Origin of the sequence: Vibrio porteresiae DSM 19223, from assembly GCF_024347055.1 — a bacterium.
Lineage (GTDB): Bacteria > Pseudomonadota > Gammaproteobacteria > Enterobacterales > Vibrionaceae > Vibrio > Vibrio porteresiae.
Genome location: NZ_AP024896.1, coordinates 1735028 through 1755560 on the forward strand (window position 1 = coordinate 1735028; position 20533 = coordinate 1755560).

Sequence of the window (20533 nt, forward strand, 5' to 3'; positions counted from 1 at the left end):
AGAGAAAACCATAAGCGTGCTTAATAACAGGCATTCATGCGGTGATACAGAGAGTGTTTATAAAAGCGGAAGAAAAAAAGCCCCAACGGAATCAGTTGGGGCTTGTGTGTCTATTTAAAACTTTCGAGTCTATTTAAAAATGTATTACTGAGCTTTGTTCGGCGCTGGACGACGCTTCTGCCCAGATGGCTTTTGACCGCTTCCGTTTGCTGGGCGATTACCATTCGCTGAGCGGCTACCATTTGCAGAACGGTTACCATTACCAGAAGGACGCTTATTGGATTTAGAAGCGTCTGATTTTGCAAATTGTGGCTTAGAAGATCCGGACTTAGACGAATCCGATTTAGCAGCGCCAGACTTAGCAGCGCCAGACTTAGCAGAGCCTGCTTTAGACGAGTTCGCTTGTGCTTTCTCTTTCGCAAACTGCGGCTTTTTGCCCTGTGCTGGTTTATTTCTCTTCACACCAGAGTTTGCAGGTTTATCCATCCCTTCACCGGCCACTTTTGGCTTCTTCGGCTTTTTCGGTTTATTCGCTTTGATTGGACGAGTATCCAATGCTTTTTCAGGGACTTTGTTGGTGGCTTCTAAACCTTTAAGTTCGTAACGAGGCAACAACTGTTGAATCAAACGTTCAATCGAGAACAAATGATCGGCATCTAATGCTGCAACTAATGAGATAGCCTTACCCGTTTCACCCGCACGACCAGTACGGCCAATACGGTGCACGTAATCTTCTGCTTGTTTTGGTAAATCGTAGTTCACCACTTGAGGCAATTGTGGAATATCGATACCACGGGCAGCAATATCGGTTGCTACCAATACACGAACTTCACCTGATTTGAAATTTGCTAGTGCGCTGGTACGTGCACTTTGGCTTTTGTTACCATGAATTGCCGCCGCGGTAATACCGGCATCATTGAGTAACGTTGCTAAACGGTTCGCACCATGTTTGGTTGAAGTAAACACTAGAACCTGACGCCAATCGCCCTCTTTAATCAATCGTTCAAGCAATGGTGCTTTTTTCTTCACATCAGTGGTGTAAATACACTGTTCAACGGTTTTTGCCGTTGAGTTAGGTGGAGTCACCGAAATTTCGATTGGATTGTTGACCAAGCCTTTTGCTAACTCACGAATTTCATCAGAGAAGGTCGCAGAGAAAAGTAGGTTTTGGCGCTGTTTTGGTAGCAAAGCTAAAATTTTACGAATATCGCGAATGAAGCCCATATCTAACATACGGTCTGCTTCATCCAATACCAACACTTCAAGTTGATCGAATTTCACTGCATTTTGGTTATAAAGGTCGAGCAAACGCCCCGGAGTTGCCACCAGCACATCCACACCTTTACTTAAACGCAGCATCTGCGGGTTAATTTTTACGCCACCAAACACCACTGCACTACTCAAACGCACGTAACGACTATAAGTGAATACGCTCTCTTGCACTTGAGCTGCAAGCTCACGAGTTGGGGTGAGAATTAAAGCGCGAACCTGATTACCACGTACTTTGGGGCCATCAGCCAAACGCTCTAAGATCGGCAGCGTAAAACCTGCAGTCTTACCCGTGCCAGTCTGTGCTGCTGCCATCACATCTTTGCCCTCCAATACTGCTGGAATGGCTTGCGCCTGAATTGGAGATGGTGTGGTGTATCCTTTTTCTTCAATTGCTTTAAGGATTGGAGCAGAAAGACCTAGCGAGGTAAAACCCATATTGATTCTCGATTAACTATAATAAAAACGCCGCACCTATTTTATCGGTACGAAAAGTGCGACATTCTGAGGCTTTCGCGCGGTACTCGCAACCGTTAATTACAAATCTGTAGCACTACAGGGAAAAACGTCCCCCCACTTTTGTTAAATCACCAAGTTCTCTTGTTAATAATCTCATCAGAAAAGGTTTTACAGTACCCTATTCGCAGACAAACTAGGCGCAAAATTTAATTTGAATATGAATGTGTTACCTCTTACCATCGGCAAATAATGTGTGCAGAGGTGAGTATGGTTAATACAGTGAAAGAAGAATGGCAAGAAGATGAACTCGTGCTTTATCTGGCTGACGATATTGGCATGACGTTAGGCAAAGCCATCGCACAAGTTGCCCATGCGGTCGGCGCTGCTTGGTTAGCCAGAATGGCAATCACCGCAGAAAATGACGGCCAAGTGCAACTTTCTTTAACGCCAGCAGCTCACCTAGCCTTCGCGAACCAGCAAGCAATGCTGCCGCACATTGTTCCTTGTGCCAGTGAGTTACTGCCAGAAGAAAACCTCGATTTCATCGAGATCATTGATGCTGGCAAAACCTTGTTCTCAGAGCCAACCAAAACCTGTGTAGCCTATTCTCCTTTGTTAGGCGAAGCGCTAACTCCTGAGCATAGGCTCCCGTTCAATGATGAGCTGATTGAATACAAACAAGCGTTTTTTGTTAATCGCAAAACCTGCGCTGAACTTGCTATTGCCGACCATGATTTGATCGCCGCACTTGCCTCAGCCAGTCTTGCCATCATTCTTGCTGATATGAACGATGGTGAACTGACCTTAGCTAAGCACAGCGCCCTATACCAGTGGATCACCTCCTCTTTTGGTAAAACCGTGGTCGGCACCAAAAAAGTCGGTAAGTTTCTTGAAGTACGCCAATTGCTTGCCACCTCAGGTATTCGCTTTCAAGAAGTCCATTACCAAGAGCAATTAATTGGCCTTTGCAGTGAACCGATTGCCGCAGATAAGATTCATCAGTTCACCAAGTACAAGACGTTTAATTTGCTGGGTTAGTCTTCTTAATCCGCTTAACATGCCGATAAGTTGCTGTTTTCGAAATCCTTGACCGCGAAATCAATCAGTGTTCGAACTTTCTTCGGTATCACCTTGCCGTTAAGGTAAACCGCACAAAGAGGGAACGTTTTCATTGTGTAGTCAGGAAGCAGACGTACCAATTTCCCATTTTCGCCATCGCGATATTTTTGCAACACAAAGCTTGGGCAAAGCGCAATACCTAGCCCATTTTGAGCCCAATCTTTGGCAATCCGAGCATTATTGACGGTAAAGTTTCGCGATGGATGGAACACAAACTCCTTCCCATCTTTGCAAAATACCCAGCGATTAGCTTCACGCATATTGGTATCTTGAATACAGATATGGTTTGCCAACTCTTCTGGAGTGTGGGGTTCGCCATATTGTGCCACATAGTCCTGACCTGCAATCAACACGCTGGTGATTGAGCCCAGTTTTCGCGCTTTGAGCGTATTGAGATCGGGCGAACCGATACGAAAGGCGATATCGACGCCCTCTGCCGCCAAATCCACATGAGTGTCGCTTAAACGCAAATCGATCGAAAGATTGGGATGCAGTGCGGCAAAGCGACTTAACATCTCATTGATGTACATTTCGCCAAAGGTAACCGGAGCAGATATTCGCAATAGACCAGTCAATCCCTTCGCATCTTCTGAAACACACCCTAACAGATCATCTAATTCCGCCAATAGTGCTGGAGCTCGCGCCAGCAACTCTTCTCCTTGCGGGGTTAATCCCACCTGACGAGTCGTGCGCTGTAATAATCGAGCGCCAATTTTATCTTCTAGCTGGGCAACGTATTTGGAGGTTAAGCGGTTTGATATACCTAACCGATTGGCCGCATCGGTAAACGACCCCGTTTGCGCGGTAATAACGAACGCTTTTAATCCATCAACCAGATCCATCCCGACCTCCAATTAAGAACAAAATATAGAAATTCATTCTACATAGTCTCCATTGTGTTGAAAAGCAGCGAGAGCAATACTGTCACCACAGCGAAACAACATCGCACCTAAATAAACAAGAAAATGGAGAATACATTATGAATATCGCAATCATTGGTTCAGGTAACATCGGTTCTGGTCTAGCTCTTACTTTTGGTCAAACAACCTATAACGTCACTATCGCCTCTCGTCATCAAGCATCAGCTCAAGGTGTTGCAGACAAACTGGCGAAAGCCAACGTGACAGCAGCAAGTATCGCAGATGCGGTTAAAGGCGCAGATGTGGTATTCATCGCCACTCCTTATGACGCAGTTGCTTCTTTGGCACAAGCGGCTGACTTTACTAACAAAGTGGTGGTCGACGTCACTAACCCAGTGAAAGCCGATTTCTCCGGTTTGAGCATTGGCTTTGACACCTCAGCAGCAGAAGAAATTCAAAAACTACTGCCACAAGCCTCTGTTTTGAAAGGGTTCAATACCGTGTTTGCTCAAGTATATGAACAAGGTTTGGAATTTGAAGGTCGTAAAGCACAAACCTTTATCGCTGGCGACAATGAAAGTGCCAAACAAGCGGTACTCACTTTAGCTAACGAAGCTGGGTTTGATGCGGTAGATGCTGGCGCATTGACCAACGCACGCTACCTTGAACCATTGGCTTACATGAACATTCACTTTGGATACATGCTTGGCAAAGGAACACAAATCATCCCTGCATGGTTATCTCGCTAAACCTGATGCTCATCATGCAAAAACAACCAAGGCCCGATTGGGCCTTGGTTGTTTTTTTAAAAAGGAAAGACCGTCTCTGCGGGTTTTGCCAGTAGCTCGGCCAAAATCGTTAAGCTTTTCTTTAATCCCTCTTCGGTAGCGACTGCCATCAGAGACAAACGCACATGATGATCACGTGACTCTTGCGCATGGAAATAGCTCCCGCTGCTGATCAGCACATCGCGACTTTTTGCTTCCATCACAAATCGGTCTTGTTGCCACCCTTGCGGTAACGGTAACCACAAGTGATAACCTTGAGAAACAGACGAAGTCGCCGCTTCTGCCGTTGGCAAAATATCGTGTGCGATACGTTGGCGTTTTTGGGCGATCTCTTTTTGTTTTTGCGCCAGTGCAAAGGCTTCGCCTGATTCGATCAATAAGGAGGATGCTGCGTAATTGATCGGTGATGAAAGCCAAATATTAGTGCGAATATGTGCTTCGATATGAGCAAGTTGACTGCTCGGCACTTTAACAAAACCACAGCGCAGTGCAGGGCTGATCGCCTTCGATAAGCTGGTGATATGGAAACCATACTCTGGAACAAAGTTGGTGATTGCTGGGATCGGTTCTTCATTTAAAAAGCCATAAATGTCATCTTCAACTAACCACACTTTGTGGCGAGCGATAACCTGTGCGATTTGCTCGCGACGCTCTACCGGCATAGTAATTCCTGTCGGATTTTGATGCGATGGAACAATGACAACTAAGCTCGGTTTATACTGATCAACCACCTCTGTTAGTCCAGAGACAGTCACGCCTTGCTGATCCATCGGAAGCCCCACCACATGACGATCCGCAAGTTTGGCTATCGCCATGATTCCCGGATAAGTCACCTCTTCCACTGCAATTGTATCGCCAGGTTTAGTTAGGGCATGAATCAAAAGCGATAAGCCGTGTTGAGCGCCATCGACCAACAAGGTATTTTCCGCACAGCCGCCAACTAAACCATATTGCTTAGCCCAAGCCACGCCCGCCATACGATGGCGAGCCAAACCTGAATGTTCAGTGTATCCCATCAAATCTAGTGGCAACGTCTGTGTGGCCTGTTGAAATGCACGGCTTAAGGGAGCAACGTTGTAATGTAAGCAAGGCTGCAAGATCGAGAGGTTATAACTGCCGTCCTCCTCGGTAGGATGAATCACATCGCTAAGAGAACCCGTTGAGCACACAAACGTGCCACGACCAACATGAGATGCGATTCGCTGCTTTTCGGTCAGCAGTTGATACGCTTTTGCGACGGTGGCAGGCGTGGTGTCTAACTCCAAAGCCAATTGGCGATGGGTGGGCAGCTTGGTATCAACTGGATAGTGGCCATTATCAATACGTTGCTCGATGACTCGCGCGATTTGTCTGTACTTGGTCTCGCTCACAGCGCCTACTCCAATAACTCTTTAAGGTGTTCTTTTGCTTCCTAGTGTATGAGCAAAAACGCCAAATTGAAATAATCAATTTTTATTATTGACATATGTCAATCAACAGGAATATCGTAATAGCACGCTAACCACACAATTTGATGGTTTTATTCTGCATTTTCAATCCATTATTGGTAAGAAACCTCAAATTGACATAGGTTAATTAAGTCAATTCAATAAAGGAATACACACATGACTATACACAACGTCGCATTTATTGGTCTTGGAGTAATGGGTTACCCAATGGCTGGTCATTTGTCTAAAGCTGGATTTCATACCCAAGTGTATAACCGTACGTCAGCCAAAGCAGAACAATGGGAACAAGAGTATTCAGGCTCTTACCATGTAACGCCTTTTGCGGCAGCCCAAGGCGCTCAAGTCGTTGCTATGTGTGTCGGTAACGATAACGACGTGCGTAGCGTTGTGTATGGGGAAGAAGGGGTCTTAGCTGCAATGGAGGCAGGCTCGATTCTCATCGACCATACCACCACTTCAGCAGAGCTAGCTGAAGAGCTTGCCAAAGCCTGTCATGAAAAAGGTGTGCATTTCATTGATGCCCCGGTATCCGGTGGTCAAGCGGGCGCTGTTAATGGCGTATTAACCGTGATGTGTGGCGGTGAACAAAACACATTTGAACAAGCGCTACCAGTAATGAACAGTTATGCCAAACAAGTCACTCTAATGGGCGTTAATGGCCAAGGCCAACGTTGTAAAATGGTGAACCAAATTTGTATTGCCGGTGTTTTACAAGGTCTTAGCGAAGCTCTGCTTCTTGCGCAAAAAGCCGATCTCAACATCGAGCAAGTGAAAGATGTGCTTAAATTGGGCGCGGCGGGTTCATGGCAAATGGAAAACCGCGCCGTCACTATGGCGCAAGACAAATTCGATTTTGGTTTTGCCATTGATTGGATGCGTAAAGATCTCGGCATTTGTCTTGACGAAGCCAAACGTAACGGACTGACTCTGCCAATGACAGAAGAGGTGGATCAGCGTTATGCTCAGCTCCAAGAAAAAGGTCTTGGTCGTATGGATACATCAGTACTGATTAAATCCTACCAATAACACTTATCCAATAAGACAAAGAATAAAGCGGCGACCAATGGTCACCGCTTTGTTGTTTTTTGGCCTTACGCCTTTTTACTTGTCTTAAAAGGACGAACAAAACGCAGCGCTAACAAACCTAGACCCAATATCAATAATGATGATGGCTCTGGGACATTTGTGGTCGTCACCGTCGTCAAATCAGATGATGACGTCGTCGTTACACCAATGGCATCGGTACTGACATTCAGTACAAAGGAGTTGTCGATATGACCGTAAGCGATCAAGTTGGCGTAAAAGTTACGCGCAAATGAACCCAACACTAGGATGTAATCACCCACGCTAAGGCTAACGCCGAACTCTTCCAGCAAAAAGCTATCATCATCAGCGCCCGGAGAGGCACAGCTCACAGCTGATGAATCAAAGTCATAACAGCCATCATCGACATAAATGCCGGACCAAATCAAAGCACCACTAACGCTGTAGAGTGTCAATGTCGAATCAAACGAATTGTCGACATCAAACCACCAGTTACTGCCTTCCACTGTATTAGTGAAACTATAGTAATCATAAAAATTATCACGATTGCCTGAGACAGAAACCCAAGACCAACCGATATCCGAACCAATGATGCCCTCTTCAGCACCCGTGGAGAAATAACTGTCTAAATCCAGTGCTTTTTTCTCGCTGTTGTTGCTATGCACATCAGAGATAAACGTTGCACTAGTAAATGGTGAGACTAAAGTTAACAACAGTAGTACGACTAACTTAACCATTCATATTGCCTGCTATACAAGTAAGGAGCTTTCAAATATGCCAAAAGTGTGCCAACAATTAACCATATGTATTTATTGAAATTTTAGCACTGTCTTTTACAGTTTCTCTATAACTGTAAAAAAATCAGACACTCGTAATATTGCTCTCTCATAGATATCCCATCCAAACCGCCGACAAAATCACACCTAATAGATGAATAACTTGCCCCCGAGTCGAAAACCAGACTAATCCCTATGGCATTTGAACCTTAACGCAATATGACCATCGTTTAACACTCCCGATAGATATGGTGTAAAGTTTTCAGACAAATTCGCACAAGAACAGTATAAAAACTTGTCAGAACGATAAGACTTGAAATACTAAGAGACGATAGAACTAAGGTTAAAAATAGCTAATAATCATCAAGTTAATCTCTATGAAGATGGTCTTATTCAGCGCTAAAGTTATTACTGCAGATGTAAAATTATCTGACAGATAAATCAGCAATCTGAAATCCAAATCAAACGAATGAATAATTCTGATAAACTCCACTAATCAGATAATTAGGAGAATATCTTCATGCAAGGAACGCATTTCACTGGGATCAATTTAAGTGTATTGCTCATCGCTACGGGCTGCACTTCGACCGCGCCAAAAACAACTCATGTCGACTTAATGGTGACTAATGGACAAGTGCTCACTATGGATAAAGAACATCATGTTTATCCACAAGGGGTTGTGGTGATTAATGGTGACACCATTATCGCCGTTGGTGATGCTTCTTTAGCAAAGCAATACTCAGCAAGTAAAGTCATTAACGCCAAGAACGGTATTGTTCTACCTGGCATGGTGAATACCCATAACCACTTACCCATGATTGCTTTTCGTGGTTTAGGTGAAGAAGGGATTGAAAATCGGCTGTTCGCCTATTTTTTCCCTCTAGAAAAAGAGAAGTTAAACCGAACTTTAATTCATAATGCCACCCTACTAGGCGCTAGCGAACTCGCTTTAGGCGGAGTAACGACTTATGCAGATATGTATTACCACATGGATGAAATGGCTCAAGCCACTAAACAAGTCGGGCTGCGAGCTGTACTCGGCGAAACAGTGATTAAGTATCCGGTAGTTGATGCACCTACCCCCTATGGTGGCCTTGAATATGGTGAAAATTTTGTAAAAACCTACCTGCACGACCCACTCATTACGCCTGCTTTCGCCCCTCATGCCGCTTACACAGTTGGTAGTAAAGAGTTACAACGTATCCATGAATTATCCGTCAAATACAATGTGCCAACGTTAATTCATGCCGCAGAATTCCCCCATGAAGAGCAGCGTTTGGAAGACGGTTTAGCGGCAAAATCCCCTGTCGATTATCTGTATAAATTGGGCGTATTAGATAAGCATATGGTGCTGGCTCATGGCGTCAATTTTTCAGAAGACGACCTCAAACTCATCCAGCAAGCTGATGCGGGTGTGGCTTACAATCCGATGGCCAACGCCAAAGGGGCAACGGGCATTGCCCCTGCTTGGGATATGCTTAAACAACATATTCGGATTGGTTTAGGCACCGATGGACCAATGAGTTCCAACCAAGTAGACTTATGGCGCACTCTAAGTTATGCCGCCAATATGCAGCGGCTACGCTATCACGACCGAACCATTATGATTCCTCGCCAAGTTATTGAAATGGCGACAATAGGTGGCGCCAAAGCACTGCACATGGAAGATCAAATCGGCTCGTTAGAACCAGGGAAAAAGGCCGATGTCATTGTGGTGGAAACCCATTCGATGAACATGATGCCAAACTACAACCCCTATGCTACCTTGGTGTATCAAGCCAATCCTTCGAACGTCGAGTACACCATTGTTAATGGCAAGATCGTCATGGCCAACCGAAAACTCACCAATATCGATGAAGATGAGATTCGCACCAAAACGATCGCTATCGAAAATGACATCCGTATATTTGCCCAAGAATTGGCTAAAAAGGCGATTCAGTCGAAAAGTGTTATGGATTAATGCCGCAGCAATAGTGAACATAATTAAGCTCACTTCAAATAAAGTTAAGGAGAACCTATGAGCGTTGAGCAGGTGAAATCGTTTCTGGCTGAGCGAGCACCAGAGATAAAAGTCACCGAGTTAGCAGAAAGCACAGCAACCGTTGCCGATGCCGCTCTGGCCTTTGGCGTCGAGCCAGGACAGATTGCTAAAACCTTATCGGTGCATTTAGAGCAAGGGGTAGCGCTTATTGTCATGGCTGGGGATGCTAAAATTCATAATGGTAAATTTAAGCGTTTGTTTGGTTTAAAACCTCGCATGCTTAAAGGAGAAGAGGTCGAGCCATTGACGGGGTTCTTTCCCGGTGGAGTCTGCCCTTTCACGACACAAGCGGGTGTCGCCGTATTCTGTGATGAGAGTTTAAAAGCCTACGACATCGTTCTACCTGCTGGCGGAAACGCTAACTCAGGAGTCAAAATTTCCCCGAAACGCCTAGCGGAGATTTGCACCGCCGAATGGGTTGATGTCGCGAAAGAGCCAGTCGAAGCATAGCGCAACCAAGCAGTCAGCCCTGGGTTAGGTATGCTTTGTGGTTTATCCCAGAGACAACATCTAACTTATTGAATAAAGTCACTCTAAGTAAAAGGCAGAACCATGTCTGCCTTTTTAACTAATTTCCTCGACTAAATAGCGCATTTACATCGCGTGAGCTTCGACGGTTTTGGCTTTGGCCTTTTTCTTATGACCGGCTCGGGCACTGACGATTTGGACACTCACTGCAGCCATGACCACCAGAATCATGCCAAGGTAACTCATCCAATCGAGGTGAGATTCACTGATAATATTCGACCACAAGCCAAACAGTACACATAGTTCAGTGAGCACAAACACCACCACAGGAACCATGGCGATAACAGCACTTACCTGCACCGTTTGCCAATAACGCAGTGCTTGGGTAAATGCACCATAGGCAACAATCGTGTTGATACAGCAGAACAACATAATCCAAGTATCATCACCGCTCATCGTCATTAGCTTGCTGGGAGTAGAAAATGGCGCCATCGTGACCATGGCAAACAAGTAAATCATCAGCAAGATGTTGGAAGAGCTCAATTTATGAAAGAGCGTTTTTTGCATCAGAGCATAAATACACCAACTGAACGCCGAGATAAAAATAATCACAACACCCGTAATGAGAGTATGCATATCCCCATCATATGTGCCCATTAACACCGGATGGAAAAAGATCAGCAATCCAACAATCAGTAAACCAAAGCAGACTATTTGAGGCACAGAAATCCGCTCTTTCAAAAAGAGGTAGCCACCCAGAGCCATAAAAATAGGCGACACTTGCATCGCCAACTGAGCCACCTCAGGGCGTAAATAGGTTACCCCCCAAGCAAAAAACGTATAGTTAATGATGAGAAACAGACCAGAGCCAAAAAGACGAAACCACTCATTACGATTCAGTGACCGAAATTCATAGAGTTTATGATGTTGCCATTGCCACAAAAACACCACAATGGCGGCAAAAGTAAAGCGAGCCCAAGTCAAGGTCACAGGGTCGGCAAATCCACTAGAGAGCTTCAACGCAATAGGGATCATTCCCCAAAACAATGCTGTTGTGGAACTTAACATCAAACCAATCATAAAGTTATGCTTCGAGCTTTCCATTTTTGATCTTCCCTCCCTAGATGTTCGCCTACGAACCAGAACGAGCACGATCATACCACGACATGATATGCAATTATTTCAATATTTAATATTCGGTAACATTTGGACAATAAAAAACGGCTGATTACCAATGGGAGGGTAATCAGCCGTGGAAAATGTCAGAAACGCTTTTTATAGTGAATTTATCTGGGTATAGAAACGCTAGCTTATGCTTGTGGCCAAACGTCTGCAACGATGTCATTGATCAAACGAATTTTTGCCCACTGTGCTTCAACAGTCAGTTTGTTGCCTTCTTCTGTTGATGCAAAACCACATTGAGGACTTAAGCATAGGTTTTCTAGCGGCACATATTCTTGAGCTTCTTGAATACGCGCTTTAATGAGGTCTTTATCTTCAAGGTCAGCAAATTTAGAAGTTACTAGGCCAAGCACAATGCGGCTACCGTTATTTGCCCAGTGACGTAGCGGTGCAAAATCTCCTGCACGATCGTTGTCGTACTCTAGGAAATAGCCGTCATAGTTAGTCGCAAACAACTGTTCAGCCACTGGCTCATAACCACCTGAGAACAACCATGAAGAAGCATGGTTACCACGACAAATGTGAGTGGTCACTACCATATCTTCTGGCTTACCTTCGAGTGCACCATTGATGATATCTGAACACACTTTGGCGATGTCGTTAACGTCGATGCCTTTTTCTTTCAATTCGGCACGTTTGTTTGCGTCAGCCAAAAATGCCCAGTTTGTGTCATCGAATTGAAGGTAACGACAGCCCGCAGCATAGAATGCTTGTACCGCGTCGCGATAAGCTTTCGCCAAATCGGCATAGAAATCATCAAGGTTTGGGTAAACTTCAAGCAGTTTAGACGTATCGTTGTTAGCCAGTACTTCTTGACGCAAAATCATGGTTGGCGCTGGAATCGTTGCTTTCGCGACAAACGAGTCGTCGGTTTCTGCCACTTTTTTCAGAAAATCGAAGTGACCAAGGAATGGGTGATCTGCATTGAAAGAAACTCGGTCAATCACACGGATGTTGTATGAAGGCGCTGCTTTACCATGGAATTTTTGGTTGTAACCTTGGTCTGGTACGTAACCTTCAATACCATTTAGGTTTTCTAGAAAATCGATATGCCAGAAACCACGGCGAAATTCACCGTCAGTGATCACTTTTAGGCCAGCCGCTTTTTGCTGTTCAACTAACTCAGTAATCGCACGGTTTTCCACCTCGGTCAGATCACCTTGAGAAATCTTACCCGCTTTAAAATCAGCACGAGCTTGATGTAAATAGTCTGGACGTAAGTAGCTACCTACAACATCTGAACGGAAAGGAGGGCGAATTGCCATGAAAGTTACCTCGTGTATTTATAGTTATCCTGTGATTATGAGACCATCTTAATGGATGGCTAGATGGCTGTTAATCCAATTTTTCTCATGTTGATCATGAAGAAAATTCAAATTCAACATGCAGATTATTTTCTAATTAACAATAAAAATTAAATATATTATATGGTTATAAAAACAGCCGTCTCATTACTATTCCACGTTCCAATAGAGAGGATCACCATAGACTTCAACAAAGTAATCAATCACAGCTCGTATATTGATCGAAGGATGACGAGCATAAGGATAGATAGCCGCAATATGTTGCGGTTCCATATTCGATGCCGCTTGATAGTCAGGTAACAAACGAACCAATTGCCCAGATTGCAAATATTCGCCAATCAACCAATCCGGGAACAAGACTATTCCCATGCCTTGCAAGGCACAACTCACTATGGTTTGTGCATTATTGGAGGTAAGTAAAGAGGTCACTTCAGACTGTAGCCACTCTTCTCCCATTTGACGAAACAACCAACGATTTTGTCCAGAAGAGCCTTTATAAACCAAGCTCTTGTGCCTTTTTAGTTCTGCTGGCGTTGTCGGAATACCGTACTTTTTGACGTAACTTGGTGCAGCCGCTAGGTAATACTTCTGCATGCCAAAAATGCGGGCATGAAAGGAAGAATCGACTAAGGTCCCGATTCGAAAAAGAACATCCGCTGCATCTTTATGTGGATCAATAAAATCATCCGTTTGAAGCAACTCTATCGTTAAATTCGGATATCGTTCGGTCAATCCAAAGAGCCAAGGCGCAATGTGTTTCTGCCCAAAATAAACCGGAGCATTAATTCGCACTAAACCGGTCGGCTCTTCTTGGCGTTCAAGCAACTCCTTCTGTGCTTCGTCCAATTGCTGTAATACATTACGCGCATAACCAGCGAATAACCTTCCCGCCTCAGTAGGAATAACCGCACGAGTGTTTCGGTAGAAAAGCTGCTGGCCTAGTGAATCTTCCAGTTGCTTGATGATTCTCGACACCATGGACGCAGAGACCCCTTCACGTCGAGCAACAATCGAAAAGCTCTGTGAATCAAACACACCAATAAAAAACTGCAATGAGCGGACATTCACCGCACTGATATCCTGCATTTGTGCAAATCCTGCAAAAGTGATTGCTAAATTATACCGTTTTTTAACACTGTGCCTTACTGTACTCTCCCCCACTTCAATTTTGGAGTGGACAAAACATGCAATTATTATTGATTTTACTGGTGATACTCGGGGGAATGAGCTTGTCGGTTGAAGCTGGTTTACTGGGACCACTAGGTGCGGCAGTCGGTGGTTTGTGGGCAACCTTTAGTATTTTTGGTGTCGGAGCGGCCCTTACTTTTCTGTTAATGTTGTTTTTCAGCCCTCGCAACAGTCCCTCATTTTTTTCACAACCGAGTTGGACATTAATCGGTGGTGTTCTCGGTCCAATTTATGTTGTTATTTTGACCTTTTCGACCCCAAGTATTGGTATCGCGCTCACCATGGTAGGCATTTTGGCAGGACAAATTTTTAAAAGTCTGCTCATCGACCACTATGGTTGGTTTGGCGTACCGCACCGCGAAGTTGATAAAAAGCGCATTATTGCTCTGCTATTTATTATTGCTGCACTCATTTTGATGGCTAAGGGGTAAGCATCATGACATTAATTATGATTTTATTAGCCATTATTGGCGGCGCTGTTCTGAGTATTCAAGCTGCCTGCAATGGCCAATTAGGAAGTAAAGTTGGCGTTTTTCGCAGTGCTTTCTTAACCTTTTCGGTTGGAGCCATCGTCACCGCCTTACTCATTTTCTTCTTTGAGCCAAAACACGCTTTAACGTTACTTGATGTGCCTAAATGGCAACTACTTGGCGCGCTATGTGGTGTCCCTTATATCTTGATTATGGTACTCGCCGTACAACGGATTGGCACAGCCGTTGCGACCGTCGCTGTTATTTTTGGCCAGCTTGCGATGAGTATGTTGATCGATAATTTCGGTTGGTTAGGAAACGAAAGTATTCCATTTTCAACCACACGCTTGGCAGCAATCGCGTGCTTAGGAGCCGCACTCTACTTTATTCATTCCAGCAATAAAAAGACCATGGATTGACCTGGTATAACGTTAATGGCAAAAAAGCCCCAGTTGCGACGCAAACTGCATCTGCATAAGCAGCAAACTGTAAAATGCCTGCAGCAGCATTTCCCCAGTGATGTGCTAATTCACGTCAACGCTGGCGGCTACTTTGTTTGGGTTGAACTGCCCAAGCAAGTCGATACGCTCAAGCTCTATCACGATGCGTTAGCTAAGATGATCACCATCGCGCCAGGGAAAATGTTTTCCTCCATGGAAGAGTTCCGTCACTGCTTTCGCATCAATACCTCATTTGAACTGACTGAACCGCGCATTCGAGCGATCAAAATGTTGTCTTCGCTGATTAAGGCGCAGTTCAATCACGCTTAACGAGATGGGGTGTAAATTGGGCTGGGGAATTGTGTCACTTTATCACCAAGATCAACAATTTTTGCCGAGCCTTGTTCTGCCACTTGATCGATACGCAGCACACTGTGCAATGGGATATAGGTTCGTTCCACTTTCGCAAACTCGTTTTTTAGCCGTTCATGACTTGGGTCGACGACTATGGTGGTGTGATTGTCCCACACAAAATCACCCAGTTCGATAAAACCAAACAAGCTACTGGTCACTACTTCATGGACGTACACTTCATACCTTTGACCAGCTTGAATAAAAGAGACTTTATACAGAGGATTCTTTGCACTCATAACTCGCTCCTACACCGACTCAACAATAAGAATAATGTTGAATATTTAATCGCTACCAAGGTTCTCAATACTTTGGTCTTAATATGCATATAAGCGTCTATCGATTGATATATGGGAGCTGAGGCTATTTTTCAAGCGCTTCTTAGCCATAACTAACTGGAATAAAAATAGTGATTGCAACTTTCGATTTGATCCGTACCATGGGCGTTTAGATGTCCATACGTCTCAATACTCAGGAAGGAAGTCATGAAAGGAATAAAAGTCATCAGCCAATTTTGTTTAGCAGCGGCCTTAATCACAGGTCTAACCGCGTGTGGACAAGAAGATACTCAAGAAATTAAAGTCGGTGCAACGGTAGGACCACACGCTCAAGTGGTTGAAGCAGTAGCAAAAGAAGCAGCCAAACAAGGGCTTAAAGTGAAAGTTGTCGAATTTAACGACTACGTGACACCCGATGCCGCCCTTGCTGATGGCAGCATTGATTTAAACAGCTACCAACACCTACCGTTCCTTCAAAACTACAATGCTAACCATAACAGTAACTTGGTTTCTGTAGGTCAATCAATCTTAATGCGTATGGGTGTTTATTCTAAAAAATACAAATCGTTAGAAGAACTACCAGACAATGCGCGTATCGCGATTCCTAACGATCCTACCAATGGTGGTCGTGGCCTACTGTTACTGCAAAGTGCCAAACTGATCCGTCTAAAAACAGGGGTTGGTTATAACGCTACAGTTAACGACGTGATTGATAATCCAAAACATTTTGAATTACTTGAAATCGATGCTGCTCAGTTACCTCGCACATTAGACGATGTTGATGCCGCCGCCATTACCATGAACTACGTGATGTCTGCAGGGCTTGATCCGAAACAAACCGGTATCTACATGGAACCTAAAGACGCGCCACTTGCTGTGATGGTGGTTGCAGCTCGCGCCGAAGATAAAGACAACGCTAACTACAAAAAATTTATGCAAATTTTCCAATCTGAAGCGACTAAGCAATATTTGGAACAAGCCTTCAAAGGCACCATAGAACCTGCATTCTAAGTCTTAAGTTACTTCGATTGTTCTATAATGTGAAAAACGCCCCGAGGGGCGTTTTTTTTATTTTCTTTAGCACGTGATGATAAAACGTCATCGATAAAGCCAAATACTATTTGTACTTTAGTTCGTTAACTAAAGTGGTTCAAATGAAACCGATGACTTCGTTATCGCACGCGATTTGCGGCTCAATAAGCCATCATCTCTAAAGGCCGAAACCCACTTTAGGCAACTTACGTACTGAGCGAACACCCCATTGAGCTAAATCAGGCTTAGGTTGTCCGACATGATCACCGAGGCAGATATACCCTCTAGATAAATAACGATAGAGGAAGTTACCGCCATCAAGAGAGCCCGTTCTATCGTCACCAAATGGCAGTTTAATCCGCTCAACTCGCAGATCAGAGGCAGCTTTAAACGCTGGATAGGCCGTTGAGTTAACTTGGTATGACCCCAGATCATTAAGCAGAGCTTTATCCGGCATTTTGGCAGTGGTACGACTAAAGATCATGACTAGACGCTTCTGTTGCTCAGATGAAACGATGATCATTTCCATTTTGGCTTTCCTTTGAAAAAGGCAAGTATATCGGAACCAAGCAGCGTACCCAACTTAAAACTGAAACAATGCGCTTCAAGAAACGATAAGAGTAAGAATACCCATCTAGAACAGAATCCATGTGGAACACATGTTGAATGAAAAATGGCCGCATCCATTAGAACGCCGCCATTTTTGCTCGGTTTCAATATGGGTTAAGGCTTTATTAAGCGCAACCCCATTCCCTTATTGGCACACATCACCAGTCACTGCAGAAGCGTTGCCATTACCGTTACCAATAAATCCGATTTCCACCGTTGCGTTTGGTGCGATGCTGCCATTCCAATCCAAATTGGTTGCACTGTAAGATCCGCTTAATGTTGCTCCCCAGCTTTGGGTAATTGTGGTGCCATCGGTATATGACCAATTCACATTCCAACCATTGATGGTGCTATCACTGGTGTTAGTGATGCGAATTGCGCCTTGGAAACCGCCAGACCAGCTTGAAGTAATCACATGCTGACAAGAAGCCGTTGATGTACCGCTATCGCTGCTGTTTGAATCATCTCCAGTCGACGTACCCGAGTCACTTCCTGTGTCACTGCTGGAGTCTGAAGAATCAGAGGAACTATCAGAACTGCTGTCACTATCACTGCTCGCTACTTCGGTTCCCCAGTTTGAGATGATGTTTTTCACATAGGTGCCTGAAGCCGTCAGATCGCTCGCCGACCAATTTCCTTCTGCACTGGCACCGGAATTGATAATAGAAGCCCCTTCACTCTTATCACTCACCGCCCAGTTGAGGTTAGTAATGTTGTTGGTCTTCAAAAAATCCATCCAAGCATCCACACTTGACTCAGCAACACTGCCGTTACCATCGGAATTCACCGCTCCCCATTCTGTCACCATAATCGGGATACCGTTGTTGAGTGCCGTGGTGGCTTTATCACGCAACGATTGACCATGAGTACCCGCATAAAAATGGAGAGAATAGGCAATATTCGTCCCTTCAAGTGGATCTTGAGACGCCACGTCGACATCCTGAGACCAATTTGGTGTACCGACGACAATCAAGTTGTCAGCATCAATGGCACGAATGGCAGCGATCACATCTTCAGCGTAAGGCTTGATCACATTTGACCAACTCACTGACAGAGGTTCGTTGTAAATCTCATAAATGACGTTGTTTTGATCGCCATAAAGGGTTGCCATCTTTTGGAAGAAAGCAATTGCAGACGCCTCTTTGTCTTCACCGTGATGGGTGTGAAAATCGATAATCACGTACATATCATTGGCAATGGCTGCGTCGATGACTTTTTCTGCGCGCGCAAGGTTGCCCGATGGGTCTTCAAGGTAAGAACCACTTTCGTCGCCACCGACCGCGACTCGAACAATGGATGATTTCCAGTCGTCTTTGAGCCATTTGACCACACTGGCGTTGTACATTTTTTCCTGACCCCAGCCAGTGTTGCTCCAAAAGAAGCTATTACCCGCGAAGCTTGTCACTTCTCCGCCGCTAAGAATTTGATTACCACTGACCGTTAAAGCGGGGACATCTGCCAGCGCACTTCCACTGATAAGTGCCATAGCGAGCGCAAGCGCAGAGGGGGTCATTCCTGTTACTTTTTTCATTTCTGTTTCCCTATATCCACACATTGGATATGCACATAGTAAAATATAAAGTCACTCGCTATGATTCACACTGCTAATGATTGGAATGGGAAAAGCATAAATGAACTAAGGCAATTTCATCGATGGGATCAAAAATCCAGTTTAACGAGAAATGACATGCACCTTGTTGCAAATCTGACAGTAGTATCAAGGAAATTATCGAGATGCGAGAACCTCTTTAAGCATGAACATGCCGTTAAGTGCCGCAGGAAAGCCAGCATACCCCGCCATCTGGATGATAATTTCTTTTAGCTCGTTTTCTGTGACGCCTACATTCAGGGCGGCATTTAGATGTACTTTCAATTGAGGAAGACAACTTCCCATCGCGGTAAGAGCGGCTACCGTCGCAATCTCTCTAGATCTCAAATCGAGACCTTCTCGAGAATAAATATCACCAAATGGGAAAGCGATTGTCATTTCTGCTAGATCTGGGCAGATATCTTGTAAGCTGTTTATGACTTGATGCCCTGCTTCACCATCGATGGTATTAAGAAGTTCTAAGCCCTTTTCAAAACGTAAGTCTTTCATTGTTGGTTCCTTTCGATTAAAGAACCACTAGGTTACTAGTTAGAGTTCACTCTAAGTCAAGCCACTTTATTTTCTCGATATAAATCGATCTTCTGATCCAAAGCGGCCAGTAATATCTTTTGCCGTTCTATGTGTAACAACAAGGCTTCACGATGCTCTTCTAACAGCGATTGGCGAGCATGAACGGTTTGGCTTCCTTCGGCACGAAGGGTGGCATAACGCAAAATCCCCTCTAATGGCATTCCTGTTTCTTTAAGCTTAAGGACAAATTCAACCCATGCTAAATCTCGTTCCGTGTAAACACGATGCCCGCTCTTGCTACGTTGAACATTACGGAGCAAGCCGATTTTTTCATAATAGCGAAGCGTATGAGCACTAAGGCCAGTGACGGAAGAAAACTGCTGCATATTCATAAGAAAGCCAAATCCTGTATTGGGAATTGTTCGTAGATCAATTTCAATGTCATCGCTAACGTGACCGTGATAAATACGGGGCGAACCAAGCGATGTCCATGGGACATCACCAAGCGACTTCCGGCAAGAGAGCCAATGATCTGTCCGATGCCCATTACGATACCAAGAACATAGTCTACATGTCCCAAATAGATGAAAAGAACCAACGAGATAACATTGCCAGTTAAGTTAAGCGGCTTAGTCATCATCGAAGCGCCTTTGGCGGTATAACCAAGCAAAGCAATAAAGGCAACCATCCAAAGAGAACCTGTGCCTGGACCAAAGAAGCCATTATAAAAACCCAAGAGCAATCCCCCCAAACACATAAAGAGGCTGAGCGACATTTTGGGTTCACTGGCTTGATTCTTCTTAAGTTGCCCAGAAAAGATGGAGTAGATGGTGATTAAAATCATCAGTGCTGGAATCAATGCTTCGAGTAACGCCTTGTCCAAAGCATCCACGGCAAAGGTACCTATGATTGCGCCAAGGCTAGTAAAGGCTATCCCTAAGCCCAATTTTTGCGGATTGATTTGTTGATGAAGTAGAAAAGAGAGCGACGTAGTGGATTCCCCAATCACCGCCTGAAATCGGTTGGTTCCAAGTGCCAACATCGGTGGCAATCCACAAAATAACAGACAAGGCACAGTCAATAGACCACCGCCACCAGCAATGGCGTCAATAATGGCTGCGATGACCGCCACAATAAAAAGAAAGGCATAGATATCAAAAGATAAGGTAAACAGCTCGCTCACGTGATTCATCCCAAGGTCAGTAAAGTGAGCCATTTGTAACATGGG

The 20533-nt window shown here is 44.6% G+C and carries 22 protein-coding genes; 9 read left to right on the forward strand and 13 right to left on the reverse strand.

Annotated elements, in window-relative coordinates:
- Positions 1 to 144: 144 nt before the first annotated feature.
- A complete protein-coding gene (locus tag OCV11_RS24380) occupies positions 145 to 1707 on the reverse strand; it encodes a DEAD/DEAH box helicase (RefSeq protein WP_261897040.1) in 1563 nt (520 codons plus the stop codon).
- 288 nt (positions 1708 to 1995) lie between these two features.
- On the opposite strand from OCV11_RS24380, the gene OCV11_RS24385 reads away from it, so the two are divergent.
- Positions 1996 to 2766, forward strand: coding sequence for a peptidyl-tRNA hydrolase (locus OCV11_RS24385; protein ID WP_261897041.1), 771 nt, complete (start codon positions 1996 to 1998; stop codon positions 2764 to 2766).
- Between the two features lie 14 nt (positions 2767 to 2780).
- Here the strand turns inward: OCV11_RS24385 and OCV11_RS24390 are convergent, their stop codons facing one another.
- Positions 2781 to 3689 (reverse strand): LysR family transcriptional regulator, encoded by a 909-nt coding sequence (locus OCV11_RS24390; RefSeq protein ID WP_261897042.1) that lies wholly within the window; start codon positions 3687 to 3689, stop codon positions 2781 to 2783.
- 35 nt (positions 3690 to 3724) lie between these two features.
- Between OCV11_RS24390 and OCV11_RS24395 the strand changes: the two genes are divergently transcribed.
- Entirely contained in the window at positions 3725 to 4456 is a 732-nt protein-coding gene (locus tag OCV11_RS24395) for an NADPH-dependent F420 reductase (RefSeq protein WP_261897993.1), read from the forward strand.
- A gap of 56 nt (positions 4457 to 4512) precedes the next feature.
- Here the strand turns inward: OCV11_RS24395 and OCV11_RS24400 are convergent, their stop codons facing one another.
- On the reverse strand, positions 4513 to 5865 hold the full coding sequence (locus tag OCV11_RS24400; RefSeq protein WP_261897043.1) for an aminotransferase-like domain-containing protein: 1353 nt from the start codon (positions 5863 to 5865) through the stop codon (positions 4513 to 4515).
- A 234-nt stretch (positions 5866 to 6099) separates the two neighbouring features.
- Between OCV11_RS24400 and OCV11_RS24405 the strand changes: the two genes are divergently transcribed.
- On the forward strand, positions 6100 to 6969 hold the full coding sequence (locus OCV11_RS24405; RefSeq protein ID WP_261897044.1) for an NAD(P)-dependent oxidoreductase: 870 nt from the start codon (positions 6100 to 6102) through the stop codon (positions 6967 to 6969).
- A gap of 65 nt (positions 6970 to 7034) precedes the next feature.
- Here the strand turns inward: OCV11_RS24405 and OCV11_RS24410 are convergent, their stop codons facing one another.
- Positions 7035 to 7724, reverse strand: a complete 690-nt coding sequence (locus OCV11_RS24410; protein ID WP_261897045.1) for a PEP-CTERM sorting domain-containing protein — start codon at positions 7722 to 7724, stop codon at positions 7035 to 7037.
- Between the two features lie 559 nt (positions 7725 to 8283).
- Between OCV11_RS24410 and OCV11_RS24415 the strand changes: the two genes are divergently transcribed.
- The gene (locus tag OCV11_RS24415) at positions 8284 to 9723 is read left to right on the forward strand and encodes an amidohydrolase family protein (RefSeq protein ID WP_261897046.1); all 1440 of its coding nucleotides are present in this window, start codon (positions 8284 to 8286) and stop codon (positions 9721 to 9723) included.
- 57 nt (positions 9724 to 9780) lie between these two features.
- Positions 9781 to 10254, forward strand: a complete 474-nt coding sequence (locus tag OCV11_RS24420) for a YbaK/EbsC family protein (protein WP_261897047.1) — start codon at positions 9781 to 9783, stop codon at positions 10252 to 10254.
- A 144-nt stretch (positions 10255 to 10398) separates the two neighbouring features.
- Here OCV11_RS24420 and OCV11_RS24425 read toward each other — a convergent pair whose 3' ends face one another.
- The 3 genes from OCV11_RS24425 to OCV11_RS24435 form a co-directional block, all read right to left on the reverse strand.
- Positions 10399 to 11376 (reverse strand): DMT family transporter, encoded by a 978-nt coding sequence (locus tag OCV11_RS24425; protein WP_261897048.1) that lies wholly within the window; start codon positions 11374 to 11376, stop codon positions 10399 to 10401.
- Positions 11377 to 11582: 206 nt separating this feature from the next.
- The gene (locus OCV11_RS24430; RefSeq protein ID WP_261897049.1) at positions 11583 to 12719 is read right to left on the reverse strand and encodes a 5-methyltetrahydropteroyltriglutamate--homocysteine S-methyltransferase; all 1137 of its coding nucleotides are present in this window, start codon (positions 12717 to 12719) and stop codon (positions 11583 to 11585) included.
- Between the two features lie 189 nt (positions 12720 to 12908).
- A complete protein-coding gene (locus OCV11_RS24435; RefSeq protein ID WP_261897050.1) occupies positions 12909 to 13844 on the reverse strand; it encodes a LysR family transcriptional regulator in 936 nt (311 codons plus the stop codon).
- A gap of 98 nt (positions 13845 to 13942) precedes the next feature.
- Here OCV11_RS24435 and OCV11_RS24440 point away from each other — a divergent pair, with 98 nt between their 5' ends.
- Genes OCV11_RS24440 through OCV11_RS24450 form a run of 3 tightly spaced genes read left to right on the forward strand, consistent with a single transcriptional unit; the run spans position 13943 to position 15186 of the window.
- Positions 13943 to 14377 (forward strand): DMT family transporter, encoded by a 435-nt coding sequence (locus OCV11_RS24440; protein ID WP_261897051.1) that lies wholly within the window; start codon positions 13943 to 13945, stop codon positions 14375 to 14377.
- 5 nt (positions 14378 to 14382) lie between these two features.
- A complete protein-coding gene (locus OCV11_RS24445) occupies positions 14383 to 14835 on the forward strand; it encodes a DMT family transporter (RefSeq protein WP_261897052.1) in 453 nt (150 codons plus the stop codon).
- Between the two features lie 15 nt (positions 14836 to 14850).
- Positions 14851 to 15186 (forward strand): aminotransferase-like domain-containing protein, encoded by a 336-nt coding sequence (locus OCV11_RS24450; RefSeq protein WP_261897053.1) that lies wholly within the window; start codon positions 14851 to 14853, stop codon positions 15184 to 15186.
- On the opposite strand, the gene OCV11_RS24455 is transcribed toward OCV11_RS24450, so the two are convergent.
- On the reverse strand, positions 15183 to 15506 hold the full coding sequence (locus tag OCV11_RS24455) for a DUF1820 family protein (RefSeq protein ID WP_068716288.1): 324 nt from the start codon (positions 15504 to 15506) through the stop codon (positions 15183 to 15185). The two genes, OCV11_RS24450 and OCV11_RS24455, sit on opposite strands and share 4 nt — an antisense overlap.
- Positions 15507 to 15752: 246 nt before the next feature.
- On the opposite strand from OCV11_RS24455, the gene OCV11_RS24460 reads away from it, so the two are divergent.
- Positions 15753 to 16556, forward strand: a complete 804-nt coding sequence (locus OCV11_RS24460; protein WP_261897054.1) for a MetQ/NlpA family ABC transporter substrate-binding protein — start codon at positions 15753 to 15755, stop codon at positions 16554 to 16556.
- Between the two features lie 199 nt (positions 16557 to 16755).
- Here the strand turns inward: OCV11_RS24460 and OCV11_RS24465 are convergent, their stop codons facing one another.
- The 5 genes from OCV11_RS24465 to OCV11_RS24485 all read right to left on the reverse strand — a co-directional run bounded on the left by OCV11_RS24465 (position 16756) and on the right by OCV11_RS24485 (position 20488).
- Positions 16756 to 17106 carry a hypothetical protein gene (locus OCV11_RS24465; RefSeq protein ID WP_261897055.1) on the reverse strand — a complete coding sequence of 117 codons (351 nt, stop codon included), beginning with the start codon at positions 17104 to 17106 and terminating at the stop codon, positions 16756 to 16758.
- A 225-nt stretch (positions 17107 to 17331) separates the two neighbouring features.
- On the reverse strand, positions 17332 to 18717 hold the full coding sequence (locus OCV11_RS24470) for a cellulase family glycosylhydrolase (RefSeq protein WP_261897056.1): 1386 nt from the start codon (positions 18715 to 18717) through the stop codon (positions 17332 to 17334).
- Positions 18718 to 18912: 195 nt separating this feature from the next.
- Positions 18913 to 19284: a carboxymuconolactone decarboxylase family protein gene (locus OCV11_RS24475; protein WP_261897057.1), complete on the reverse strand. Its 372-nt coding sequence runs from the start codon at positions 19282 to 19284 to the stop codon at positions 18913 to 18915.
- 56 nt (positions 19285 to 19340) lie between these two features.
- The gene (locus OCV11_RS24480) at positions 19341 to 19697 is read right to left on the reverse strand and encodes a MerR family transcriptional regulator (RefSeq protein WP_261897058.1); all 357 of its coding nucleotides are present in this window, start codon (positions 19695 to 19697) and stop codon (positions 19341 to 19343) included.
- The gene (locus tag OCV11_RS24485; protein ID WP_261897059.1) at positions 19694 to 20488 is read right to left on the reverse strand and encodes a TSUP family transporter; all 795 of its coding nucleotides are present in this window, start codon (positions 20486 to 20488) and stop codon (positions 19694 to 19696) included. Before OCV11_RS24485 ends, OCV11_RS24480 begins: the two co-directional genes overlap by 4 nt.
- Between the last annotated feature and the right edge of the window lie 45 nt (positions 20489 to 20533).

Bases quoted from the DNA above. Each gene is read 5' to 3' on its own strand.
- OCV11_RS24455 (WP_068716288.1), bottom strand. From the start codon at position 15,506: ATGAGTGCAAAGAATCCTCTGTATAAAGTCTCTTTTATTCAAGCTGGT.
- OCV11_RS24480 (WP_261897058.1), bottom strand. From the start codon at position 19,697: ATGAATATGCAGCAGTTTTCTTCCGTCACTGGCCTTAGTGCTCATACG.
- OCV11_RS24405 (WP_261897044.1), top strand. From the start codon at position 6,100: ATGACTATACACAACGTCGCATTTATTGGTCTTGGAGTAATGGGTTAC.
- OCV11_RS24430 (WP_261897049.1), bottom strand. From the start codon at position 12,719: ATGGCAATTCGCCCTCCTTTCCGTTCAGATGTTGTAGGTAGCTACTTA.
- OCV11_RS24415 (WP_261897046.1), top strand. From the start codon at position 8,284: ATGCAAGGAACGCATTTCACTGGGATCAATTTAAGTGTATTGCTCATC.
- OCV11_RS24380 (WP_261897040.1), bottom strand. From the start codon at position 1,707: ATGGGTTTTACCTCGCTAGGTCTTTCTGCTCCAATCCTTAAAGCAATT.
- OCV11_RS24420 (WP_261897047.1), top strand. From the start codon at position 9,781: ATGAGCGTTGAGCAGGTGAAATCGTTTCTGGCTGAGCGAGCACCAGAG.
- OCV11_RS24470 (WP_261897056.1), bottom strand. From the start codon at position 18,717: ATGAAAAAAGTAACAGGAATGACCCCCTCTGCGCTTGCGCTCGCTATG.
- OCV11_RS24465 (WP_261897055.1), bottom strand. From the start codon at position 17,106: ATGGAAATGATCATCGTTTCATCTGAGCAACAGAAGCGTCTAGTCATG.
- OCV11_RS24435 (WP_261897050.1), bottom strand. From the start codon at position 13,844: ATGCAGGATATCAGTGCGGTGAATGTCCGCTCATTGCAGTTTTTTATT.
- OCV11_RS24410 (WP_261897045.1), bottom strand. From the start codon at position 7,724: ATGGTTAAGTTAGTCGTACTACTGTTGTTAACTTTAGTCTCACCATTT.
- OCV11_RS24440 (WP_261897051.1), top strand. From the start codon at position 13,943: ATGCAATTATTATTGATTTTACTGGTGATACTCGGGGGAATGAGCTTG.
- OCV11_RS24385 (WP_261897041.1), top strand. From the start codon at position 1,996: ATGGTTAATACAGTGAAAGAAGAATGGCAAGAAGATGAACTCGTGCTT.
- OCV11_RS24460 (WP_261897054.1), top strand. From the start codon at position 15,753: ATGAAAGGAATAAAAGTCATCAGCCAATTTTGTTTAGCAGCGGCCTTA.
- OCV11_RS24475 (WP_261897057.1), bottom strand. From the start codon at position 19,284: ATGAAAGACTTACGTTTTGAAAAGGGCTTAGAACTTCTTAATACCATC.
- OCV11_RS24445 (WP_261897052.1), top strand. From the start codon at position 14,383: ATGACATTAATTATGATTTTATTAGCCATTATTGGCGGCGCTGTTCTG.
- OCV11_RS24390 (WP_261897042.1), bottom strand. From the start codon at position 3,689: ATGGATCTGGTTGATGGATTAAAAGCGTTCGTTATTACCGCGCAAACG.
- OCV11_RS24450 (WP_261897053.1), top strand. From the start codon at position 14,851: ATGGCAAAAAAGCCCCAGTTGCGACGCAAACTGCATCTGCATAAGCAG.
- OCV11_RS24425 (WP_261897048.1), bottom strand. From the start codon at position 11,376: ATGGAAAGCTCGAAGCATAACTTTATGATTGGTTTGATGTTAAGTTCC.